Source organism: Nocardia stercoris, from assembly GCF_003696265.1.
GTDB classification, from domain to species: Bacteria; Actinomycetota; Actinomycetes; order Mycobacteriales; family Mycobacteriaceae; genus Nocardia; species Nocardia stercoris.
The window spans coordinates 766,746-785,482 of sequence record NZ_RFFH01000001.1 but is presented as its reverse complement, the minus strand read 5'-3'; the positions used below and the strand labels follow the sequence as shown (position 1 = coordinate 785,482).

General features: G+C 68.2%; 22 protein-coding genes. 14 read left to right on the top strand and 8 right to left on the bottom strand.

What is annotated here, in order from left to right; genetic code table 11:
* Positions 1–11: 11 nt before the first annotated feature.
* The gene (locus EBN03_RS03505; RefSeq protein WP_122186332.1) at positions 12–920 is read right to left on the bottom strand and encodes an SGNH/GDSL hydrolase family protein; all 909 of its coding nucleotides are present in this window, start codon (positions 918–920) and stop codon (positions 12–14) included.
* Positions 921–1,050: 130 nt separating this feature from the next.
* Positions 1,051–2,010 carry a helix-turn-helix transcriptional regulator gene (locus EBN03_RS03500; RefSeq protein WP_122186331.1) on the bottom strand — a complete coding sequence of 320 codons (960 nt, stop codon included), beginning with the start codon at positions 2,008–2,010 and terminating at the stop codon, positions 1,051–1,053.
* A 97-nt stretch (positions 2,011–2,107) separates the two neighbouring features.
* Between EBN03_RS03500 and EBN03_RS03495 the strand changes: the two genes are divergently transcribed.
* Complete coding sequence (locus EBN03_RS03495) at positions 2,108–2,503, top strand: VOC family protein (protein WP_122186330.1); 396 nt, start codon at positions 2,108–2,110, stop codon at positions 2,501–2,503.
* Here the strand turns inward: EBN03_RS03495 and EBN03_RS03490 are convergent.
* Together EBN03_RS03490 and EBN03_RS03485 are read right to left on the bottom strand one after the other, a co-directional pair.
* Positions 2,500–3,435 (bottom strand): D-alanyl-D-alanine carboxypeptidase family protein, encoded by a 936-nt coding sequence (locus EBN03_RS03490; protein ID WP_122186329.1) that lies wholly within the window; start codon positions 3,433–3,435, stop codon positions 2,500–2,502. The genes EBN03_RS03495 and EBN03_RS03490 overlap by 4 nt on opposite strands.
* 55 nt (positions 3,436–3,490) lie before the next feature.
* Positions 3,491–4,066 carry a dihydrofolate reductase family protein gene (locus EBN03_RS03485; RefSeq protein WP_122186328.1) on the bottom strand — a complete coding sequence of 192 codons (576 nt, stop codon included), beginning with the start codon at positions 4,064–4,066 and terminating at the stop codon, positions 3,491–3,493.
* A 71-nt stretch (positions 4,067–4,137) separates the two neighbouring features.
* Between EBN03_RS03485 and EBN03_RS03480 the strand changes: the two genes are divergently transcribed.
* Complete coding sequence (locus EBN03_RS03480) at positions 4,138–4,707, top strand: TetR/AcrR family transcriptional regulator (protein ID WP_122186327.1); 570 nt, start codon at positions 4,138–4,140, stop codon at positions 4,705–4,707.
* Between the two features lie 4 nt (positions 4,708–4,711).
* Here the strand turns inward: EBN03_RS03480 and EBN03_RS03475 are convergent, their stop codons facing one another.
* Positions 4,712–5,569: a cyclopropane mycolic acid synthase family methyltransferase gene (locus tag EBN03_RS03475; RefSeq protein WP_122186326.1), complete on the bottom strand. Its 858-nt coding sequence runs from the start codon at positions 5,567–5,569 to the stop codon at positions 4,712–4,714.
* Positions 5,570–5,805: 236 nt separating this feature from the next.
* Between EBN03_RS03475 and EBN03_RS03470 the strand changes: the two genes are divergently transcribed.
* The 3 genes from EBN03_RS03470 (at position 5,806) to EBN03_RS03460 (ending at position 8,031) form a co-directional block, all read left to right on the top strand.
* Positions 5,806–6,873 carry a GGDEF domain-containing protein gene (locus EBN03_RS03470; protein WP_233608087.1) on the top strand — a complete coding sequence of 356 codons (1,068 nt, stop codon included), beginning with the start codon at positions 5,806–5,808 and terminating at the stop codon, positions 6,871–6,873.
* A 154-nt stretch (positions 6,874–7,027) separates the two neighbouring features.
* Positions 7,028–7,702: a hypothetical protein gene (locus EBN03_RS03465; RefSeq protein ID WP_147471447.1), complete on the top strand. Its 675-nt coding sequence runs from the start codon at positions 7,028–7,030 to the stop codon at positions 7,700–7,702.
* 80 nt (positions 7,703–7,782) lie between these two features.
* Entirely contained in the window at positions 7,783–8,031 is a 249-nt protein-coding gene (locus EBN03_RS03460; protein ID WP_122186324.1) for a hypothetical protein, read from the top strand.
* On the opposite strand, the gene EBN03_RS03455 is transcribed toward EBN03_RS03460, so the two are convergent.
* Positions 8,028–8,522 (bottom strand): VOC family protein, encoded by a 495-nt coding sequence (locus tag EBN03_RS03455; protein ID WP_122186783.1) that lies wholly within the window; start codon positions 8,520–8,522, stop codon positions 8,028–8,030. The genes EBN03_RS03460 and EBN03_RS03455 overlap by 4 nt on opposite strands.
* A 108-nt stretch (positions 8,523–8,630) precedes the next feature.
* On the opposite strand from EBN03_RS03455, the gene EBN03_RS03450 reads away from it, so the two are divergent.
* Genes EBN03_RS03450 through EBN03_RS03425 form a run of 6 tightly spaced genes read left to right on the top strand, consistent with a single transcriptional unit; the run spans position 8,631 to position 14,142 of the window.
* Positions 8,631–9,683 (top strand): 3-oxoacyl-ACP synthase III family protein, encoded by a 1,053-nt coding sequence (locus EBN03_RS03450; RefSeq protein ID WP_325052047.1) that lies wholly within the window; start codon positions 8,631–8,633, stop codon positions 9,681–9,683.
* Positions 9,605–10,552: a beta-ketoacyl-[acyl-carrier-protein] synthase family protein gene (locus EBN03_RS03445; RefSeq protein WP_147471446.1), complete on the top strand. Its 948-nt coding sequence runs from the start codon at positions 9,605–9,607 to the stop codon at positions 10,550–10,552. The genes EBN03_RS03450 and EBN03_RS03445 overlap by 79 nt, the downstream gene beginning before the upstream one ends.
* Positions 10,549–10,803: a hypothetical protein gene (locus EBN03_RS03440; RefSeq protein ID WP_122186322.1), complete on the top strand. Its 255-nt coding sequence runs from the start codon at positions 10,549–10,551 to the stop codon at positions 10,801–10,803. Before EBN03_RS03445 ends, EBN03_RS03440 begins: the two co-directional genes overlap by 4 nt.
* Positions 10,800–11,828 (top strand): NAD-dependent epimerase/dehydratase family protein, encoded by a 1,029-nt coding sequence (locus EBN03_RS03435; protein WP_122186321.1) that lies wholly within the window; start codon positions 10,800–10,802, stop codon positions 11,826–11,828. The genes EBN03_RS03440 and EBN03_RS03435 overlap by 4 nt, the downstream gene beginning before the upstream one ends.
* Positions 11,825–12,589, top strand: a complete 765-nt coding sequence (locus tag EBN03_RS03430) for a glycosyltransferase family A protein (RefSeq protein ID WP_122186320.1) — start codon at positions 11,825–11,827, stop codon at positions 12,587–12,589. The genes EBN03_RS03435 and EBN03_RS03430 overlap by 4 nt, the downstream gene beginning before the upstream one ends.
* A complete protein-coding gene (locus tag EBN03_RS03425; protein ID WP_122186319.1) occupies positions 12,586–14,142 on the top strand; it encodes a class I adenylate-forming enzyme family protein in 1,557 nt (518 codons plus the stop codon). Before EBN03_RS03430 ends, EBN03_RS03425 begins: the two co-directional genes overlap by 4 nt.
* Positions 14,143–14,158: 16 nt before the next feature.
* Here EBN03_RS03425 and EBN03_RS03420 read toward each other — a convergent pair whose 3' ends face one another.
* Positions 14,159–15,508: a phthiocerol/phthiodiolone dimycocerosyl transferase family protein gene (locus tag EBN03_RS03420; RefSeq protein ID WP_147471445.1), complete on the bottom strand. Its 1,350-nt coding sequence runs from the start codon at positions 15,506–15,508 to the stop codon at positions 14,159–14,161.
* A complete protein-coding gene (locus EBN03_RS34845) occupies positions 15,492–16,529 on the bottom strand; it encodes a C40 family peptidase (protein ID WP_233608086.1) in 1,038 nt (345 codons plus the stop codon). Before EBN03_RS34845 ends, EBN03_RS03420 begins: the two co-directional genes overlap by 17 nt.
* 181 nt (positions 16,530–16,710) lie before the next feature.
* On the opposite strand from EBN03_RS34845, the gene EBN03_RS03410 reads away from it, so the two are divergent.
* The 3 genes from EBN03_RS03410 (at position 16,711) to EBN03_RS03400 (ending at position 18,694) form a co-directional block, all read left to right on the top strand.
* On the top strand, positions 16,711–17,154 hold the full coding sequence (locus EBN03_RS03410) for a helix-turn-helix transcriptional regulator (protein WP_122186317.1): 444 nt from the start codon (positions 16,711–16,713) through the stop codon (positions 17,152–17,154).
* On the top strand, positions 17,151–17,594 hold the full coding sequence (locus tag EBN03_RS03405; protein ID WP_122186316.1) for a VOC family protein: 444 nt from the start codon (positions 17,151–17,153) through the stop codon (positions 17,592–17,594). The genes EBN03_RS03410 and EBN03_RS03405 overlap by 4 nt, the downstream gene beginning before the upstream one ends.
* 314 nt (positions 17,595–17,908) lie before the next feature.
* A complete protein-coding gene (locus EBN03_RS03400; RefSeq protein ID WP_122186315.1) occupies positions 17,909–18,694 on the top strand; it encodes an SGNH/GDSL hydrolase family protein in 786 nt (261 codons plus the stop codon).
* Positions 18,695–18,737 lie beyond the last annotated feature (43 nt).

Genomic DNA, 18,737 nt, shown 5'->3' with positions numbered 1-18,737 from the left:
TCGGCGCCGGCTCAGTTCGCGAGCTTGTCCGCCAGCGCGGCCGCGACGACGGCATCGCCCTCACGCGACGGGTGCAGCGGCAGTGCGCCGAGCGCGTCCGGGTCGGCGATGCCGTCGATCCACGGCTGCGGCGAGCACAGGTCGTGGCCGGCGGTCAGGGCCCGCGAGTCGAGGAAGTCGATCCCGAGCAGCCGCGCCGCCTCGCGCTGCGCGGCGTCCATCGCGTCCAGGCGCGAAACCAGCACTTGCGCATGCGGATTCACGATCGGGCCGACCCCAAGCACGTTCACGCAGGTGTCGGATCCGCCGGCCGGCCAGACGATCGGGTAGCCGACGAGCACGATCTTGGCATTCGGCGCGTAGTAGCGCAGATAGGTGATGACCTTCTGCGCCCGCGCCGCGAAGGCCGCACCGGTGATCGCCTGTTCACCGGCGGTCGGCACCGCCTCGTCGGGGCAACCACCGGGCAGGTTCAGCACGCAGGGGAACAGTTCGCCGTGCCATGGGTTGACATCGTCGGGTGTCCAGTAGTCGTTGAGCCCGAACTGCAGCGCGATCAGCTTGGTGCTCGGGCCGAAGTCGCCGGCCTTGGCGGCGGCCAGGGTCTGCACGGTCATCGTGTAGGTGCCCTTGCTGTCGATCGACGCGCCCACACAGGACTGGTCGTCGAACTGCTGGGTTCCGGCGATCCCGGCCAGCCGGCTGAGCTGGTTGGGCCAGGAGTCGTCGCCGCGCTTGCACGGTTCGGTGTCGTCGTCACCCTTGAACTGCAAATAGTTCGAGGTGAAGGAGTCGCCGAGCACGACGACTTCCTTGCCGGCCGGCTCGTCGTCGGCCTGGGCGACCGCCTGAACTCCCAGCGGGGCGAGAGCTGCGATCAGCACCGCACCCAGCCGCCGGCCACCACTACTACCGAACATCCCACACCTTCAGACCTGTGAATCGAGACGATCATGCACGCTGTCGAGCGCAGTGTAGCGGGATCGCCCTTTACGCAAAGTATGTCCGGATGATTCGAAATCGATGACTCGCACGCTCCGAGTTGTAGGGTCAACTAGATGTTAGGCGCGATTCTCCGGCGTAGGCGGCGGTGAGTTCGGCACCGATCCGGGCCAGCTCGTCGCGCACCTCCGCCGGCTCGAGCACCTCGACCAGACCGCCCCAGCCGGCCAGGTTGCGGGCCAGATCCAGTGCGGTGGGAGCGGCCACGCGCAGCACGACCTCGGCGCCGGCCCGCGATACGACCTCGCAGTGAATTCCGAAGTGGTGCCGCAGGATCGGTAAGTGACGATTCTCGGCACGCGCCGTCGCCCAGGTGCGGGACCGGTTGCGCTCCAAGTCCGCGACCACTTCGCGCCAGGCCGCCTCGAGTACGAAATCGTCCGGGCGCGTGGCCGGTTCGTCGAGGAGTTCCGTCTCGGCGATGCGGTCGACCCGAAAGGTGCGGCGGCCGCGGTCGGTTCCGGCCAGCAGGTACCAGGTGTCGTCCTTGTCGATCAGCCCCCACGGCTCGACGATCCGCGCCGCGGGCCGAGCGTCCTTGCCCCGGTAGGTGATCCGCACTTTGCGCCGACGGACCACGGCCCGCTGCAGCAACTCGACGGTGGCCGGGCGGACGCGTTGCGGTTCGCCCCATCCGGCCGAGTCGATCATGGTCGCCTCGGCCGCCGCCCGCGCCTCGTCGCGGAACGTGCGCGGCAAGGCCTGGACGAGTTTGCGTAGCGCGGCCCGCGCCCGATCGGTTTCGGCGGCCGGTCCGAGTAGTAGGAACAGCGACTCCGCTTCGGGCGCGGTGAGTCCGGTGAGGTCGGTCCGGGCGCCGCCGACCAACGCCCAGCCGCCGCCGCGGCCCGCCTGCGGATACACCGGAATACCCGCTGCCGACAGGGCTTCGAGGTCGCGGCGAGCGGTCGCGACCGACACTTCCAGCCGTTGCGCCAGGTCAGCGGCGGTGAGCCGGCCGTGCGCCTGCAGCAGGAGCAGAGCCGAGACGAGGCGATCCGCACGCACTTCGAACTCCCCGGGAAAAGTGATCAATTGGTGAGCACTTTACCTCGCAAGCTGGTTCGTATCGGGTCGAACGAGACCCCAGAGGAAAGGAACCGACATGCTCCGAGGACTGTCCACCACCACCGTGTTCGCCACCGACGTCGACGCCGCGACCGCCTGGTACAGCGAATTCCTGGGCGCGGCACCGTATTTCACCCGCGCCATCGACGGCGCCACCGCCTACGCCGAGTTCCGGATCGGCGACCACCAGCACGAACTGGGCATCATCGACGCCCGCTTCGCGCCGCACCCCACCGGCGCGAGCGGTGCCCTCGTGTACTGGCACGTCGACGATGTGCCCGCCACGCTGGAGCGGCTGCGCGCGCTGGGCGCCACCGACCACGAGCAGCTGGTCGAACGTGGACCGGGCTTCGTCACCGCCTCGATGGTCGATCCGTTCGGCAACGTCCTGGCCGTCATGTACAACCGGCACTACCTGGACATGCTGGCCTAACCGATCGGCAGGGCGCTGAGGACCGGGCCGAAGCCCCAGTTCAGCATGTGCTCGGCGTCGTCCTCGGCGACGGCGCCACTGTCGTCCGAGCTGTGCAGGACGACGCCGATCAGCGGCTGGCCGAACCGGGTCGCCTCGAACAGCAGGCACATGCCGGCGGCGTCCGTCGAACCGGTCTTGATGCCGACGGTGCCCGGGTAGTCGTGCAGCAGCCGATTCGTCGTCTGCCAGACGTGATCCCGGTTGTCCGGGCCGGCGGGCATGTGGAAACTCTGCTGCCGCACGATGTCCCGGAACACCGGCTGGCTCATGGCACGCATCCCGAGGGCGACCAGGTCGGCCGGGGTGGAGTACGTGGAGTCGTCGGTGGGATTGGGCAGGCCGCTGGGGTCGGTGAAGTGGCTGTCGGCCATGCCCAGTCGTTGCGCGGTGTCGTTCATCTTGGCGACGAACGCGTCCTGGCCCGGACCGTAGGACTCGGCGAGGGTGTACGCGGCGTCGCAGCCGGACGGCAGCAGCATGGCCGCCAGCAACTGACGGGCGGTGAGTACCTCCCCCGGCACCAGACCCGCGGTGCTGGCACCGTATTTCCCGTCGTAGCCGATGATCTCCTGCGGGACGGTGATCGCCCGGTCGAGGTCGCTGGACTCGAGCACCACCAGCGCGGTCATCACCTTCGTGATGCTGGCCATCGGCACCCGGGTGTTCGCCTGCCGCGACCAGCGCACCGCACCGGTGTTCCCATCGGCGAGTTCGGCGGCGACGGCCTGTACGTCGGCCGGCTCGGTGCCCGGCAGCGAGGAGATCCCCGGCAGGAACGGCAGCTGTTCGTGCGAAATACGTTCGGGTGCGGCCACTGCGACCGCATGGCCCGCCACGACGACGAGCAGTCCCACGACGACAGCACGCAACACCACGGCTAATACTCGCATCCGACCATTGTGCCCGCCGGAGGGCCGAATCCTCGCGAACGCGACGGGCGTGGTGTCAGCGTCGGTCGAAGTGGGTGACCTGTACGCCGTCACCGAATTCGGTGCGCTCGGTGACGGCGAACCGGGTCGGGTCGAAGGTGCCGGTGAAGGCACGGACCCCGTCGCCGGCAACCACCGGGTTGCTTTTGATGATCAGCCGGTCGATCTCGCCGAGGAGCTGCCCGGCGAGATCGCCACCGCCGCACAGCCAGATGTCGCGGCCGGGTTGCCGCTTGAGTTCCCGGACCACGTCGGCCGGGTCGGCGTCGAGGATCCGCACGGGCGAATCGTCTTGTGGCGCAAGGGTTCGAGAGAAGACGAGTTGTTCCAGATGCGGATACGGGCTGTGGATTCCGGCGTCCAGTGCGGGCGCGTAGCTGCCGCGGCCCATCAGCACGGTGTCGAACACCTTGTTCGGGGTGTCGAGCGGTATGCCGACGAACTCCCGCGCGTGCGCGGGCACGGTCTCGGGGTAGTGCTCGCCGATCCAGGCCGTCACGTCGGGGGTCGGCGGGAGGAAGTCGTATTCCCCGCCGGGGCCCGCGATGTATCCGTCGAGGGACACGGCGACGTAGTACACGAGCTTTCGCATGGTTACCACCTTGTACGTAGTACTATGACTGAAGTGGTTTGAAGATTAGTACTACAGATGGAGTGGTGTCAATGGCACGCGTGAATCCGGAACGACGGCAAGCCCTGCTGGACGCATCGATCGAGGTCCTGGCCCGCGAAGGCGCCCGCGGCCTCACCTTCCGCGCGGTGGACGCCGAAGCGGGGGTCCCCACCGGAACCGCGTCCAACTACTTCACCAACCGCGACGACCTGCTCGTGCAAGCCGGAAACCGGTACTACGAACGGCTGCTGCCCGGCCCGGAAGCCATGGCCGCACTCCAGGGACCCCGGACCCGCGAGACACTCACCGAGCTGATGACCGCGGCCGTCGCCCGGGTCGCCGAATTCCGCACCGGCTATCTCGCCGTCCTCGAACTCCGGCTCGAGGCCACCCGCCGGCCCGAACTGCAGGCCCTGCTCACCGAGCGGGTGCGCGGCGACCTGAACTTCAATATCGGTCTGCACCTCGACTCGGGTATGCCGGGCGACGCCGACACCGTCGTGCTGCTGTACCTCGCGCTGAACTGGCTCATCCTCGAACGGCTCACGCTCCCCGGCATTTTCGACGAAGAGCGGGCCGCCGAACTGGTGCGGACAGCCGTGGACCGGATCGTCGTCTGACCGCTCAGGCGTGCAGGACGTGCTGGCGCACGTCCACATAACCCGTGCGGAACAGCTCGGCGCAGCCGGTGAGATAGCGGCGGTAACGGTCGTATTCGGCGGTCGAGGTGAGCGCGATCGCCTCGACCCGGTGTTCCCGCAACGCCTCGGCCCACAGATCCAGGGTGCGGGCGTAATGCAATTGGAGGGATTGCACATTCAACAGCCGGAAACCCGCGCGCTCGGCATGTTCGCGAATCCATTGCGGTTGCGGCAGTTGGCCACCCGGGAAGATCTCCTCGGCCATGAACTTGCCGAAGGCGAGGTAATCGTGGGTGACCGGCAGACCCAGTTCCCGGAGCTGATGGCGATGAAATCCGATGATGGTGTGCAACAGCATTCGGCCGCCGCGCGGCAGCAGATCCCGACAGCGCTCGAAGAACGCGTCGTAGCGCTCGCGGCGGAAATGTTCGAACGCGCCGATCGACACGATCCGGTCCACCGGCTGCTCGAACTCCTCCCAGCCGCACAGCAGCACCTCACCGTTGCGCCCCGGCCGCTCGGCCAGCCTGTTGCGCACATACTCGAACTGGTTTCGGCTCAGGGTCAGCCCGATCACGCGCACGTCGTACAGGTCGGCGGCCCGCAGCATGGTCGATCCCCAGCCGCAGCCGATATCCAGCAGCGTCATCCCCGGCCGCAGATCGCATTTCCGGAGCGACAGGTCGATCTTGGCTCGTTGCGCCTGTTCCAGCGTGAGATGCGGTGCTCGGAAGTAGGCGCAGCTGTAGGTGCGGGTCGGGTCCAGGAACAGGGCGAAGAATTCGTCGGACAGGTCGTAGTGGGCCTGTACCTCGGCGAAGAACGGCGACAGATCGGCCATGGCGATCTCTGCTCTGCGGATTCGTCGTGCGGTGCAAACGAGAACGACGCGGCCGGACCTCGGCCACCTGTGCGCGTATCGAACACCGATTCTATCGAATCGGATTTCGCGCCGGTAGCGGCCGTAATTCGTTCCGGACAGCGGCGTTCACCGGAGAATCCGCGAAGTCCTCGATCCGAGACATTAAAATCTGCGGGTAGTCACAATGGCGGACCTGATCGGCGGTGTCGAAGGTAGTGGTCGGAACGAACCTGGTCGGTTGGGGAATCGTGCGCGCCTGGTGGCGCGATCCGCTCGACTACCGGTGGTTGATCCGGACCTTCGAGGCGCACGGCGCGCTGCGCACGATGAAGGCCGTCGTCGCACTGGTCGGGGCCGCACTGGCCGTGATCACAGGACTGAATCTGTATTCCAGCTCCGGGCCCGAGGGCTGGGCGCGCGGGGTCACTCTGTTCAACACCGGGATGGCCCTGGTCTGGGCGGTGGGCTGGATGCTGGGGCCGTGGCCCGGCGAACGGCGTTCGCTGGTTCTGATGGGCGGCGCGGATGTGCTCATCACCTGCGGTTGTCTGGCCGAATCCAATCGGCTGTTCGGGGTGCTGAGCCTGATGCAACTGGTCGCGCCGGGCGGGTATCTCGCGATGTTCCACGGGCCGCGAGTGTTGGCGCTGCATGCCGGCTGGTCGCTGCTGTCGGTGCTGACCTTGACCTGCCTGCTGCTGCGCTATCACGGCGGCGACGCCGCCGAGGCCGCCTCGATGGTGCTGACCACGGCCGCCGTGACCGTCATGCTGATTCCGGCGCTGCAGTTCTGCCACTGGGTGCTGCGCATGGACGCGCTGACCGATCCGCTGACCGGGTTGCTCAATCGCCGCGGTCTGGACTACTACGCGTCGTCCTGGTTCGGGCCCGGCGCGCGCGGGCCGATCTGCATGATGACGCTCGACCTGGACCGGTTCAAGGATGTGAACGACACCTTCGGCCACGCCGCCGGCGATCTGGCCCTGGTCCGGGTCGCGAGCAGCCTGCGGGCGACCGCACCGCACGGCGCGGTGGTCGCCCGCAGCGGCGGTGAGGAATTCGTCGTCCTCGCCTACCTCACCCAGGACGCCGCCGAGGTGGAGGCCGCGCGACTGTGCCAGGCCATCGAGGCGGACAGCGGCCCGGTGACCGCGAGCATCGGCGTCGCCGTCACCGGCAGCCCGGCGGTCGGCCGGCGGCTGCAGGATCTGATCCGCACCTCCGACACCGCGATGTACCGCGCGAAACAGCTGGGCGGGAACACGGTCGTGACCGCGACCTGAAACGCGCGCAGCAACGTGTTAAACGGAGCCGTTCATGATCATGACTTGGCACTTCCGGCGCAGATCAGAGGCGGTTCGACGGAACGCGGCACCCGGTCGATATCGATTCGGGAGAGATCGTGCAAATCACCCAGGAACGCGTTACAGTCCGCCCGTGAGATATCTCGTGGGATGCGCGATGGCCCTGTCGTTCACGGCGGCGGGTTCGCCGGCAGCGCAGGCAGCGCCGACCGCACCTACCTGCACCAACACGCCGAACTCGTACACCGCCGGATGGCAATCCGGTTGGGCCACTTATCAAGCCGCGCAATCCGGGGGTTCGGGATCGTCGTCGGGCTCGTCCACGGGGTCCGCCTCCGGTTCGGCCACGCTGTCGCAGACAGCCGATCTGCCGATCACGATCAACGCGCCGATCGCCCACGTGTTCGCGGTCTACTCGAACCTGCAGAACGACATCGGCCGGCACCCGTTCCTGCAGGCCATCTACACCCACAGCGTGTGTAGCGACGGCGTCACCACGACCACCGACTTCACCGCCCTGGAGAACATTCCCATGGGCTCGGCCACCTACCCGGCACAGACCGAGGCCCAGCAGAACGTGGTCGCGGCCGGCTATTACTACACCACCGACAGCTACGACGAGCCCGGTGTGATCACGCACCAGAAGGTCACCTTCGTCGACAACGGCAACGGCACCACCTCGGTGAACGAGCACCTCACCTTCGTGACGAACGCACTGCTGGAGTCGTTCACCGTCGAGAACGGTGTGGCCTCGCATCAGCAATGCCAGGCGGCGATCAAGCGCGATATCGAGAACGGCACGCTGTAGCGGCGGCAGTACTGCTCGCCGTCACCTCGTTCGATCCGCAATGCGCGAACAATGAACGGCCGTCGCGAGAGCATGGACGGATGGACGAGGATGAGCTGGTCGAGCGGACCCTCGAATGGCTGAACGAGCACGGCTACGACATTTTCGTGTCGGACCTGCTGGAGCTGTTGGAGATGTTCCGACTCGGCCGTTACAGCGATGCGGAGTTGCATGCTCGGGCCGCCGCCCTGGCCGTCAAGTGCGAATTACAAAGCGCCATCTACGCATTGGAGGAAGAGGCGGACGAGCTGATCGAAAGCGCCTTCGACGACCCGGAGTGCGAGTCCTAGGCGCTCGACCGGGCGGCGATCTGGTCGAACATGGCGCGCATCCGATCCGACAGGCCCATGATTTCGATCCAGGTGCCGAGCGGGCCGGCCGCGAAGTAGGCGAATTCCATTCCGACGCCGGGGAAACTGCCTTCCTGGGCGATCTCGTGACCCTGCGCGCGGGCCGCGGCGACGGTGGCGGCGAAGTCGTCGGCCACGAATGCGGTGTGATGGATACCGGGACCGTGCGCGTCGAGGAATTCGCGGTACAGGCTTTCACCGCGCACCGGCTCGATGAGCTCCAGCTGCTGCTCGCCCGCGTAGGCCATCGACACATTGATCGTGAAATCGGCCGGCTCGCCCCGATACCGGCAATGGTCCGGGCCGAAATGGACGTCCGGGATGCGGAGCCACTCGGTGATGCCCAGTTGCGCCCCGAACCACTCCTCCGCCGCGGCGACATCCTCGACGACCCAGCAGACCTGAAAAATCGGTCCCGCGATGACACTCATCGTGCCCACGTTAAGCCAGTCCCGCCGGCGGCGAGGCGCGTTCGCCACACCCGGGATTGCCTACCGTGCGAGAGTGGCTCGAGCCGGATCGTCCTGGAAAGAGGAGTGATGAGATCGAGGATCGAGGCGATCGGGGCCTATCTCCCCGATCGCGAGGTGACGACCGCGGAGTTGATGGGCCGCTTGGCCATCGATTCACCCCCGGATCTGGAACGTATCACCGGTGTCCGGACCCGGCGCGTCCGCGGCACCGACGCCGACGGGCGCCCCGAGGATTCGTACTCCATCACGCTGGCCGCCGCGCGCAGCGCCCTGGCCGCCTCCGCCTACTCGGCCACCGACCTCGACGTCGTGATCACCTGCTCGATCACCCGCACCCGCGGCACCAAGTTCCAGCTGGAGCCGTCGTTCGCGCTGACCGTGCGCAACGCGCTCGGCGCGCACCGCGCCCTGCACTTCGACGTCGCCAATGCCTGTGCCGGCATGATGACCGGAATCCTGGTGCTGGACCGGATGATTCGCTCCGGCGCGGTACGGCGCGGTCTGGTGGTGTCCGGGGAGTGCATCACCCCGATCGCCGACACCGCGGTCGCCGAGATCAGCGAGAAGTACGACCTGCAGTTCGCTTCGCTGTCGGTCGGTGACGCGGGTGCCGCTGTGGTGCTGGACGATTCCGGCGTGGACGGCGACTGTGTCGACTACATCGAACTCAACACCAGCGCGGCCTTCGCCGAGGCCTGCATCGGCATGCCCAGCGATCAGCGACCCGACCTGGCGCTGTACACCGACAATCGGGCGCTGCACACCGAGGGCCGGTACCTGCTGGGTGTCTACCAATTCCAGGACTTCCTGGCCGCGCGCGGTTCCTCGTTCCCGGCGGAGAACTACGACTACGTGGTGCATCACCAATTCAGTGCCCCCGCGGTCGAATTGATCGACAAGATCGCCGAGCGGGAGCTCGGGGCGCCGATGCCGCCGGGCCTGGCGGTGCTCGAGAAGTACGGAAACACCGCCTCGACAGCGCATTTCGTGGTGCTGCACGACGCGCTGCGCGCGGGCACGATCGCGCCGGGGTCGAAGGTGTGGATGGTGCCGGCGGCATCCGGTGTGGTCACCGGATTCCTGTCGGTGACCGTCGGTGCGACGCGGGTAGGTGCGTGATGGGTGTGGTGATCTCGGCGGCCACGACGCGCTCCGGCGGCACCAGCAGCATCGGCCAGGCAGCGGACGCGGCGGTGGACGCGCTCGCGGGGACGGGCCCGGATTCGAACCGCGTCGACGCGCTGATCAACGTCGGTGTCTATCGCGATTCGAATATGGTCGAGCCGGCCGTATCCGCACTGATCCAGCAGCGCGCGGGAATCGGGCTCGAATATCGGCCCGGTGGCACGCCGTGCCTGTCGTTCGACCTGACCAACGGCGCATGCGGGTTCGTGAACGCGATCGGGGTCGCCCAGGCGCTGTTCGCCACCGAGGTCCCCCGCCACGCGAATCCTTATCGCGTACTGATCGTTTCGGGTGACACGCACCCGAGTTGCCTTTCCACGCCGGAGTTTCCGATCACGCCGGTCGGTGCCGCGGTCGTGCTGGAGGAAGCCGATTCCGTCCGCGGCTTCGGTCCCGTGCGGTTCAGCGCGGGCGAGCGGGTACCGGAGCCGGCCGGGTATCTGGATCTCGCCCGGACCGGGAGCGCGGGGCGGAAAACGATTACGGCCGACCGTTTCACGACGCCCCCGGCTGCGATTCTGGAGCACGCCGTCGCAGCGGCCCGGGAAGCCGTGACCGAGGCGGGCCTGGATCCCGCCGCGACGGTGCTGGTCTGTAATCAGCCGTATCCGGAGTTCCCGCGGGCGCTGGCCGACGCACTGCGGATCACCGAGGTGGTACGGCCGGAAACCGATACGCACACTTCGGCATTGACGGTCGGCTACCTCGAAGCTGCGCGGAACGGGCTGCGCGGCCGGGCCGTTCTGTTCGTCGCCGCCGATGCGGGCCCGACCGCCGCGGCCGTCGGGTACCACGCGCCATGACGCGCGCGCTGCGCCTGATTCCGTTGGCGGGCTGGGCATTCCTGCTGGCCGGGCTGGTCCGGCCGTACCGGTCGCGGGTGCTGCAGCTGATCTTCTGGGTCGACGTGGTGCTCAGTGTCGGTGCACATGCCGCGCAGATACCGGCGGCGCTGCGAGTGGCCGAGCCGCTGGGGCACAGCCGGCGCCGCGTGGTCGTGTCGACGATGATCTACGGTGCCACCTGGTGGCGTCCCCTGCGGGGGCAGCTGTGACCGTATTGGTGACGGGGGCAAGCGGATTCGCGGGCGGCGCGATCGTCTCGGCGCTCACCGCCGCAGGCGTACCGGTGCGGGCGATGGTTCGCGATCCGGCTCGCTACACCGCGCCCGCCGGTGCCGAGGTCGTCGTCGCCGAGCTGCGGGACCGGGCGGCGGTGGACCGGGCGGTGGCCGGTGTCGACACTGTGGTGCACGCCGCCGCTCATCTCGCCGAATTCGGTAGTGCGGCAACCTTTCACGAGGTCAATGTGGCCGGCACCGAGCGACTGCTCGCCGCCGCGGCGGCGGCCGGGGCGCGCCGCCTGGTGTTCGTGAGCAGTCCGAGCGCGCTCATGGCGCCCAGCGGCGGCGATCAACTGACGATCGACGAATCGGTGCCGTACCCCGACCGGTTCCTGAACCGGTACTGCGAAACGAAGGCCCGCGCGGAGCAACTCGTGCTCGCCGCGAACACCGCCGAGTTCACCACCTGCGCGCTGCGGCCCCGCGCGATCTGGGGACCGGGTGATCGACGCGGACCGCTCATCCGGATCATGGCCAAGTTGCGGCAGGGCAGCCTGCCGGACCTGTCCGGCGGGCGGACCGTGCTGGCGTCACTGTGCTACATCGACCATCTGACCCGGGCCGTCGAGCTGGCGCTGCACGCCGAATCCGTCGGCGGGCGAGCCTATTTCGTCGCAGACGCCGAACCGGTGGCGTTGTGGGAGACGTTGGCGGAGGTGTCCGGGCGGTTCGGCCTGACGCCGCCGACCCGCACCGTGCCCGCTCCCGTGCTGCGCGCCGCCGTGGCCGCGATCGACACCGTCTGGCGGATACCGGCGGTCGGAAACCGATGGGAGCCACCGTTGTCCCGGTACGGCGTGGCCCTGGTGACTCGCTCGGCCACCTACGACACGACCGCGGCCCGGCGCGATCTCGGCTGGGCGCCGACCGTGTCCTTCGACGAGGGCCTCGCGCGCTTCAGCCGGTGGATCGACGACCTGGGCGGGCTCGACACCTTGCTGGAGGGACTGCGATGACCTACCCGGAGAATCCGATGTGGGTGGTCGTTCCCGCCTACAACGAAGAACACGGGATCACCGCCACGCTGGCGGCTTTGGCCGCCCAGCAGGACCGCCGGTTCCGAGTCGTCGTGGTGGACAACAACTCCACCGACGGCACCGCGGCGGTGGTGCGAGCCTTCGCGGACGCGCACCGGCAGCCGCGCATCGATGTGATCACCGAGTCGCAGAAGGGCACCGGCGCGGCCGCCGACACCGGCATGCGGTACGCCGTCGCGCACGGGGCGACGCGACTGGCCCGCACCGACGCCGACTGCCTGCCCGCACCGGATTGGACAGCCCGGATCCATGCGGCGTTCGACTCCGGATTGCGTTTGGTGAGTGGGCAATTGGTGCCACGCACCGACGAAGGGGTGTCGTGGGCGGATCGGATGATCATTCGGGCCGCGCTGGAGGTGGCGTCGCTGTTCGGAAAGGTCCGTTCCGGTAACCGGGACGAGCGATATCTGGGCCCCTACGTCATGACGCCGGGCTGCAATATGGCCATCACGGCCGAATTGTACGAGGCGGCAGGCGGTTTCCCGCGGACCGCGATCGAGGAGCTGCACGAGGACCGGGCACTGGTCAACGCGGTGCGGCTGGTCACCACCGACTACGGCCTGCGCCGGGACGTGCGGGTGTACGGGTCCAACCGGCGGGTGCGGGCCTGGGGTCTGCGGCGCACCCTGGCGTGGTACGCCGATCACCGGTATCGGCCGGAGGTGGTGGACATCCGATGACGCCGGATCTGCTGACACTGCTGGGCGAGCAGGCCGAGGCCCGCCCGGACGCACTGGCGCTGGGTGCGCTGGGTGCGGCGCCCCTGAGCTTCGCCGACCTGATGTCGGCCGTGCGGACTGTGCGGGACAACCTGCGCGCCAACGGTTTCCGGTCCGGTGATCGGATGCTGTTCTCGATCCGGCCGTGCCCGGAGGCGGTGGTTCTCGTCCTCGGGGTGGTCGCGGCGGGCGGCACGATCGTATTCGTCGATCCGGGGGTGGGTCCCGAACTGTTCGCGCGGCGCCTCGAACTGGTCGAACCCGCGTGGGCCGCTACGGAATCGCTGTTGTATCTGCTCAGCGGCCCGCTGCGCGCAGTGGGCCGAGCCCGCGGACTCGAACTGCCGCGGTTCGGGCGGTTGCCGGTGCGGCACATCCACAGTGGGCCGCGGCTGCCCGGGACACCGGCCGATTCGATTCCGCTGCAACGGTTGTCACGCCCGGCGGGCGTCCGCGCCTTCTGCGGCAGCGCGGGGGAACTACCGGCCGCCGACATCGGAACGCCGGACGACGAGGCGCTGATCGTGTTCACCTCGGGCACCACCGCCGAGCCGAAAGCCGTGGTCCACAGCCGGGGTTCGCTGTCGGCCGGGCTGGCGGCCGCGGCCGGGCGCACCACCCTCGGCCCGGACGCACACCTGGGCACCGAACAGCTCATGATGGGGCTGCCGGCCCTGGTCGCGGGCGCACGCTGGTCGATGCCGCGCTATCCGCGCTTGCGCACCCACATCGATCCGTTGCGTTTCGCCGCCGAGCTCGACGGCCTGACCCACGCCTTCTTCACGCCGTCCGACCTGGCCGCGGTCCTGGACGCGGTCGAGGCCGGGACACTCGCGGCGCCGCGCGGGGTGCGGGAGATCTCGCTCGGCGGCGCCCCGGTCACCGTCGGCCTGTTGGAGCGATGCCGGAAGCTGTTGCCGCACACCGACTGTCTCGCGATATACGGGATGACCGAGGTACTGCCGGTCGCCGTGATCAGCGGCAGCGCGAAACTCGCGTTCCGGGGCGACGGGGACCCGCTCGGGCCGCCGGCGGACGGCGTGGTCGCCCGCATCGCGGCGGACGGTGAGCTGCTGCTGTCCGGGCCCGCCCTGTGCCGCGGCTATCTCGGCGAGCCGCCGCTCACGGAGGTCGGCACCGGCGATCTCGCGCGCTTCGACGGCGACCTGCTGGTCCTGACCGGCCGCAAGAAGGACATGATGATCCGGGGCAAGACCAATATCTATCCCGGACTGTACGAACCGGCCATCACCGCGCTCGACGGTGTCCGGGACGCCGTGCTGGTCGGGATTCCGGACGGTATGGGTGACGAGCTGATCGTGCTCGCGGTCGTCGCCGAACCGGGCGCGGTGGATCTGGTCGCTCGCGTGCGTCGGGAACTGCCTGCCCGGATGGACCATTCGGCACTGCCGGACAAAATCGTCGTGGTGGAGCGGATTCCGGTCACGGGGCGCACCCGGAAGCCGGACCGGGCCGCACTGCGCCGGGAGCTCGCCGCGGTGATCGGCGGTTGAACCCGTACCGCGGCAGCTACTCCACGAGATCGCCGGCCATGCGCGCCAGCGTGTCCATCACCTGATCCGCCAACTGCTCGATCGCCGCGTCTGCCAGCATCCCGTCGACCACACAGAAGGTCACAGCCATCCGCTCGTGCGCCGAGACGGCGGCGACGGTGAGCGCACTGACACACGAATTGCCGGTCGCCAGAATGAGTTCCGACAGCTCCCAGCCGGCCACGCGCGCTGGGAAGTCCACCCGGCCGACGTTCGACACCGATACATTCCACGGTGCCCCGCGGTCCACCACGGCCGCGACCCGGCGCCCGGACTCGCGTGATTTCGGCAGGCCGAAGCGGGTTCCCGCCGACATCGCGAGATGTCGTTGCCGGCGCACACCCTGCCGCACCTGCCTGTTCACCGCGGCGGCGGCCGTCCACAGTGACATGCCGGGACCGAAGGGGGCGAAGGTCGAGAGCACCGGCGCGTAGACACCGACCTCGTCCTGCTCGGGCGCCGGGTCGAGCGCACGCCGAAAGTCCACCGGCGAACCGATTCCGGCGTACCCGTGTCCGCCCGGCCGTACGAGCTTGCCGACCGCCTGGCCGACTGCCGCCGTCAACGCGCCGTGCACGGTCACCCCTGCCGACCGGCAGGCCGTCGCGAGGTCCTCGAGCATCCGGCCGTCCAGCGTCCGGTAGATGGCCCGGGTGCGGCGTTCGGCGAGCGGGATCTCACTGCCGACGAGGCGCTGCGGCCGGCATCGCCAGGCCGACAATTGTTCGGCCACAGTCGCATCGAGGTAGCCGCGCAGAGTGCGCGCCCGGCCGCTGACCAACTGGTCGGCCGCCGGGACGGGCGGTCGCATCGGACCGGGCTCGGCGCCGGCCGCGTAGTCGATCAGCTTCCGCAGCAGGGCCAGCAGGGAGCGGAAGTCGGCGAGCACATGTGACACCGTCAGTATGAGGTCGTGCCGATCACCTGCCGCGATATGGACGATGCGGGCCGGCAGCGGTCCCAGTGACTCGCGCAATTCCCGGTCGACCGCCGTGCGCCACGCTTGCTCGTCCTCGCAGACGTAGTGCCGCAGCGGGATTCGGGGCTCCGCCACCGGTTCGAAGACCGGCCCGTCTTGGCCGGTTACGATCCGGGTCCGCAGGATCGGATACTCCGACAGCAGGCACGCGGCGCCCCGCTCCAGGTCCGCCACCGGCAATGAACCGCGGATTTGCAGGCGGGCAACACAATTCGCGGGCGAGATATCGTCGATGATCCAGAACCAGCGCTCCCCCGGACTCAGCGGACGCGCCACCTGCCGCCCGGCGATCGTCGACGTGCCCACTGCCCGTACGGATTCGGTGCCGCGGTCAGAACCGGGTGGCATGGAAGCCGCCCACCTGGGCGAGCTGGATCACCTTGACGTGGTCGCCGGTGTGCGGCGCTTCGACGACTCGGCCGTCACCCACATAGATCATGACGTGACCGGGATCGCCGCCGTTGAACTCGGCGTCGGGGAAGATCAGGTCGCCCGGCTGCAGGTCGTTCGGGGCCACCGGGTGCGACATCGTCGCGTGGTATTGCTCGCTCGCCGTGCGCGGCATGTCGGTGATTCCGGCCTGCCGTGCGGAATACTGCACCAGACCGGAACAGTCGAAGGCGTTCGGGCCCTCGGCACCGTAGATGTACGGGTCACCCACCTGGTGCAGCGCCGTGTCGAGGAACTTCCTCTTCTTGGCGTCGGTCACGTTCGCGACCATGGCCTGCAGTTCACTGTTCGACAGCGGGGTGCCGTAGCTCACCGGCCCGTAACTCGGGCTGCCGCCGCCCGAGGTGGGGCTGGAGGGCGGCAGGTCGCCGTAGTCGCCGGTGATGTTCAGTGCCGTGGTCGCCGCCTGATCCGAGACACCGTGGACCTCGTCGTAGGTCGCGTTCAACGTGTCCCACACGCCATTGAACAGGCCCTCGACAATGTCGGTGGGCAGGTATGGGGACTTATCGGGGTCGTCGGTCCGGACGGCTTTGTAGGAGGCGTCGATCTTCGTATTGAGTTCTCCCACCGAGGTATCCACGGCGCTGTACGCCGAGGTCACGGCCGTTCCGATCCCGGCGGTCTGCATCGCGACGCCGTGGTCCGTGCTCTCGATGCCCTTCGTCGCCTGCTGCAATTCGGCCTTGTAGGCCTTGTACTTGTCGACCCCCGGCGACTCGCTCTCGGGATCAGGGACCCCATGCCCCCGCAACAGCTCACTCAGATTCGGCGCCATGGACGGCGTACCCGCACCGAGCAACCGAACCTGCTTCTGAATGACGCCCTCGGCCGCTTTGAACAGCACCTTCAACCCGGCCGGCGCACAGCCCGGAAGGTCGTGCAGATCGCCCAGCCGCTTGGTGCCATCGGGACTCATCGGCGCCTCGCTCTCATCCGGACAGCCCACACCGCCACACGTCGATCATCGGATGTTCCCGGGACTGGGAAGCCGGTGGTAGCCGGCCGGGTCGGCACTCGTCCACCGGAGAATCGACCACCGTTATGGTGGCGGGACCTACCGACCCGACGCAGCGGAGAGAGACGTGACCCGACCACGTGTGCCCGGTGATCTGCTGATCCATCTCCGCCGGGCACGCGACCACCTCGACCGGCACTTCGCCGAGGCCACCGACCTGGACGAGCTGGCCGAACTGGCCGGTATCAGCAAGTACCACTTTCTGCGCAGCTTCGCCAAGGTCTACGGCCGCACCCCCACCGCCTACCTGTCCGAGCGACGGATCGAGCGAGCCCAGGACCTGCTGCGTGCCTCGAACCTCACCGTTACCGAGGTCTGTCACGCGGTCGGCTATTCGTCACTGGGCTCGTTCAGCGCCAGGTTCACCGCGATCACCGGCGAGACACCGAGCGCCTTCCAGCGCCGCTACGCCGAACTCGGGGCGCCCCGAATTCCGGGCTGCATCGTCTTCATGACCGGACTCGTGGAACGCCGCAATCCAGAAGAAGCATCCGGCGCCGATCGGCCCATAGATTCGGGGACATGATCACCAACGTCAGCCTCGTATCGGTCTTCGTCAAGGACATCGACGAGTCCCTCGCCTTCTACACCGACGTCCTCGGGTTCGACGCCAAGGACGACATCCAGCTGGGCCCGGATTATCGCTGGGTCACCGTCTCCCATCCGAGCCAACCCGAACTGATCCTCCACCTCGCCATCCCCGGCCCGCCGATGTCGGACGACCTGATCGAGGCCATGCGGCGCGCCCAGGCCGAGGGTGGGCTTCCCGGCGTCGGACTCAACGTCGACGACTGCCGCAAGACCTACGCGGAATTGCGCGCCAAGGGCGTCGAATTCCTCCAGGAGCCGGCCGACCGCCCCTACGGCGTAGAAGCCTTGATGCGCGACAATTCCGGCAACTGGATGGTGCTGGTCGAGCCGAAACCGTACCAGCCGGGCGATTTCGCCGCCGAACCGTCGGCCTGACCCGGAGCCGAATATCGCCACCTAAGTGCAGCCACCGGGCGTTCATCCCGGTCGACATACGCCGGTAATCGGCGGACTCGCCTCCGATGCGGGCGATTCCGCCGATCCGCGCGCGGCTCGCTACCGCTCGGCACGATCCGGCGCGGCAAGGCCGTGCTCAGCACGGCCCTGCGCAAACCAAAGCACGGCAATAACATTCAGTTCTGCATGCTTCGTTGCACCGCACTGCGCGGCAACCCGCCGAGCGCGATCCCAGCCCTGGACCTACACTGACATTCGCTCATGCATGGTTTGATTGGGGTGGCGTGGACAGGATGTTCGATCGATTCGTGGCGTTGGGTGATTCGCTGACCGAAGGCGTCGGCGATCCGGACGAGGCGCGGCCGAACGGGGTACGCGGCTGGGCCGACCGGGTGGCGGCCGAACTGGCCCAGGGCAACCCGCAGTTGCAGTACGCGAATCTCGCGATCCGCGGCCGCAAGATGAAACAGGTACTCGCCGAACAGGTTCCAGCCGCAGTGGAATTGCGACCCGACCTGGTCGTCCTGAGCGCCGGCGGCAACGACATCCTGCGGCCCCGGGTCGATCTCGACGAACTGGTCCGCGACTGCGCCGAGGTGGTCGCGCAACTGGCCGCAACGGGCGCGTTCGTGGTGATCTTCACGGCCTTCGACGGATCGTTCGACCCGATCTACAAGACGCTGCGCGGCCGCGCCGCGACCTACAACGAGTACCTGCGCGAAATCGCGGACCGCCACCACGGTGCGGTCCTGGACTTCTGGCGACTGAAACAATTCGACGACCGCAGATTGTGGTCGTGGGATCGTCTGCACCCCAGCCCACTAGGCCACGAACTGCTCGCGGCCGAGGTACTGCGCGTCCTCGGGGCACCTGCCACGATCGAGGTACCCGGGCTCGGGCCGGCACCGATCAAGCCCGCGACAGAGCAACGCCGCGAGAATATCGAGTGGGTCACCGGTTTCCTGCTGCCGTGGATCGGCCGCCGGATCAGCGGCACCTCCTCGGGCGACGGCATCGACCCGAAGTACCCCGAATACGTTCTGGCACACAAACTTCCGGACCTCGTCGCAGCTTCGTAGCCGACCGGCGAAGGCTGGTTGCCCCCGACAGCGGACGAACGCG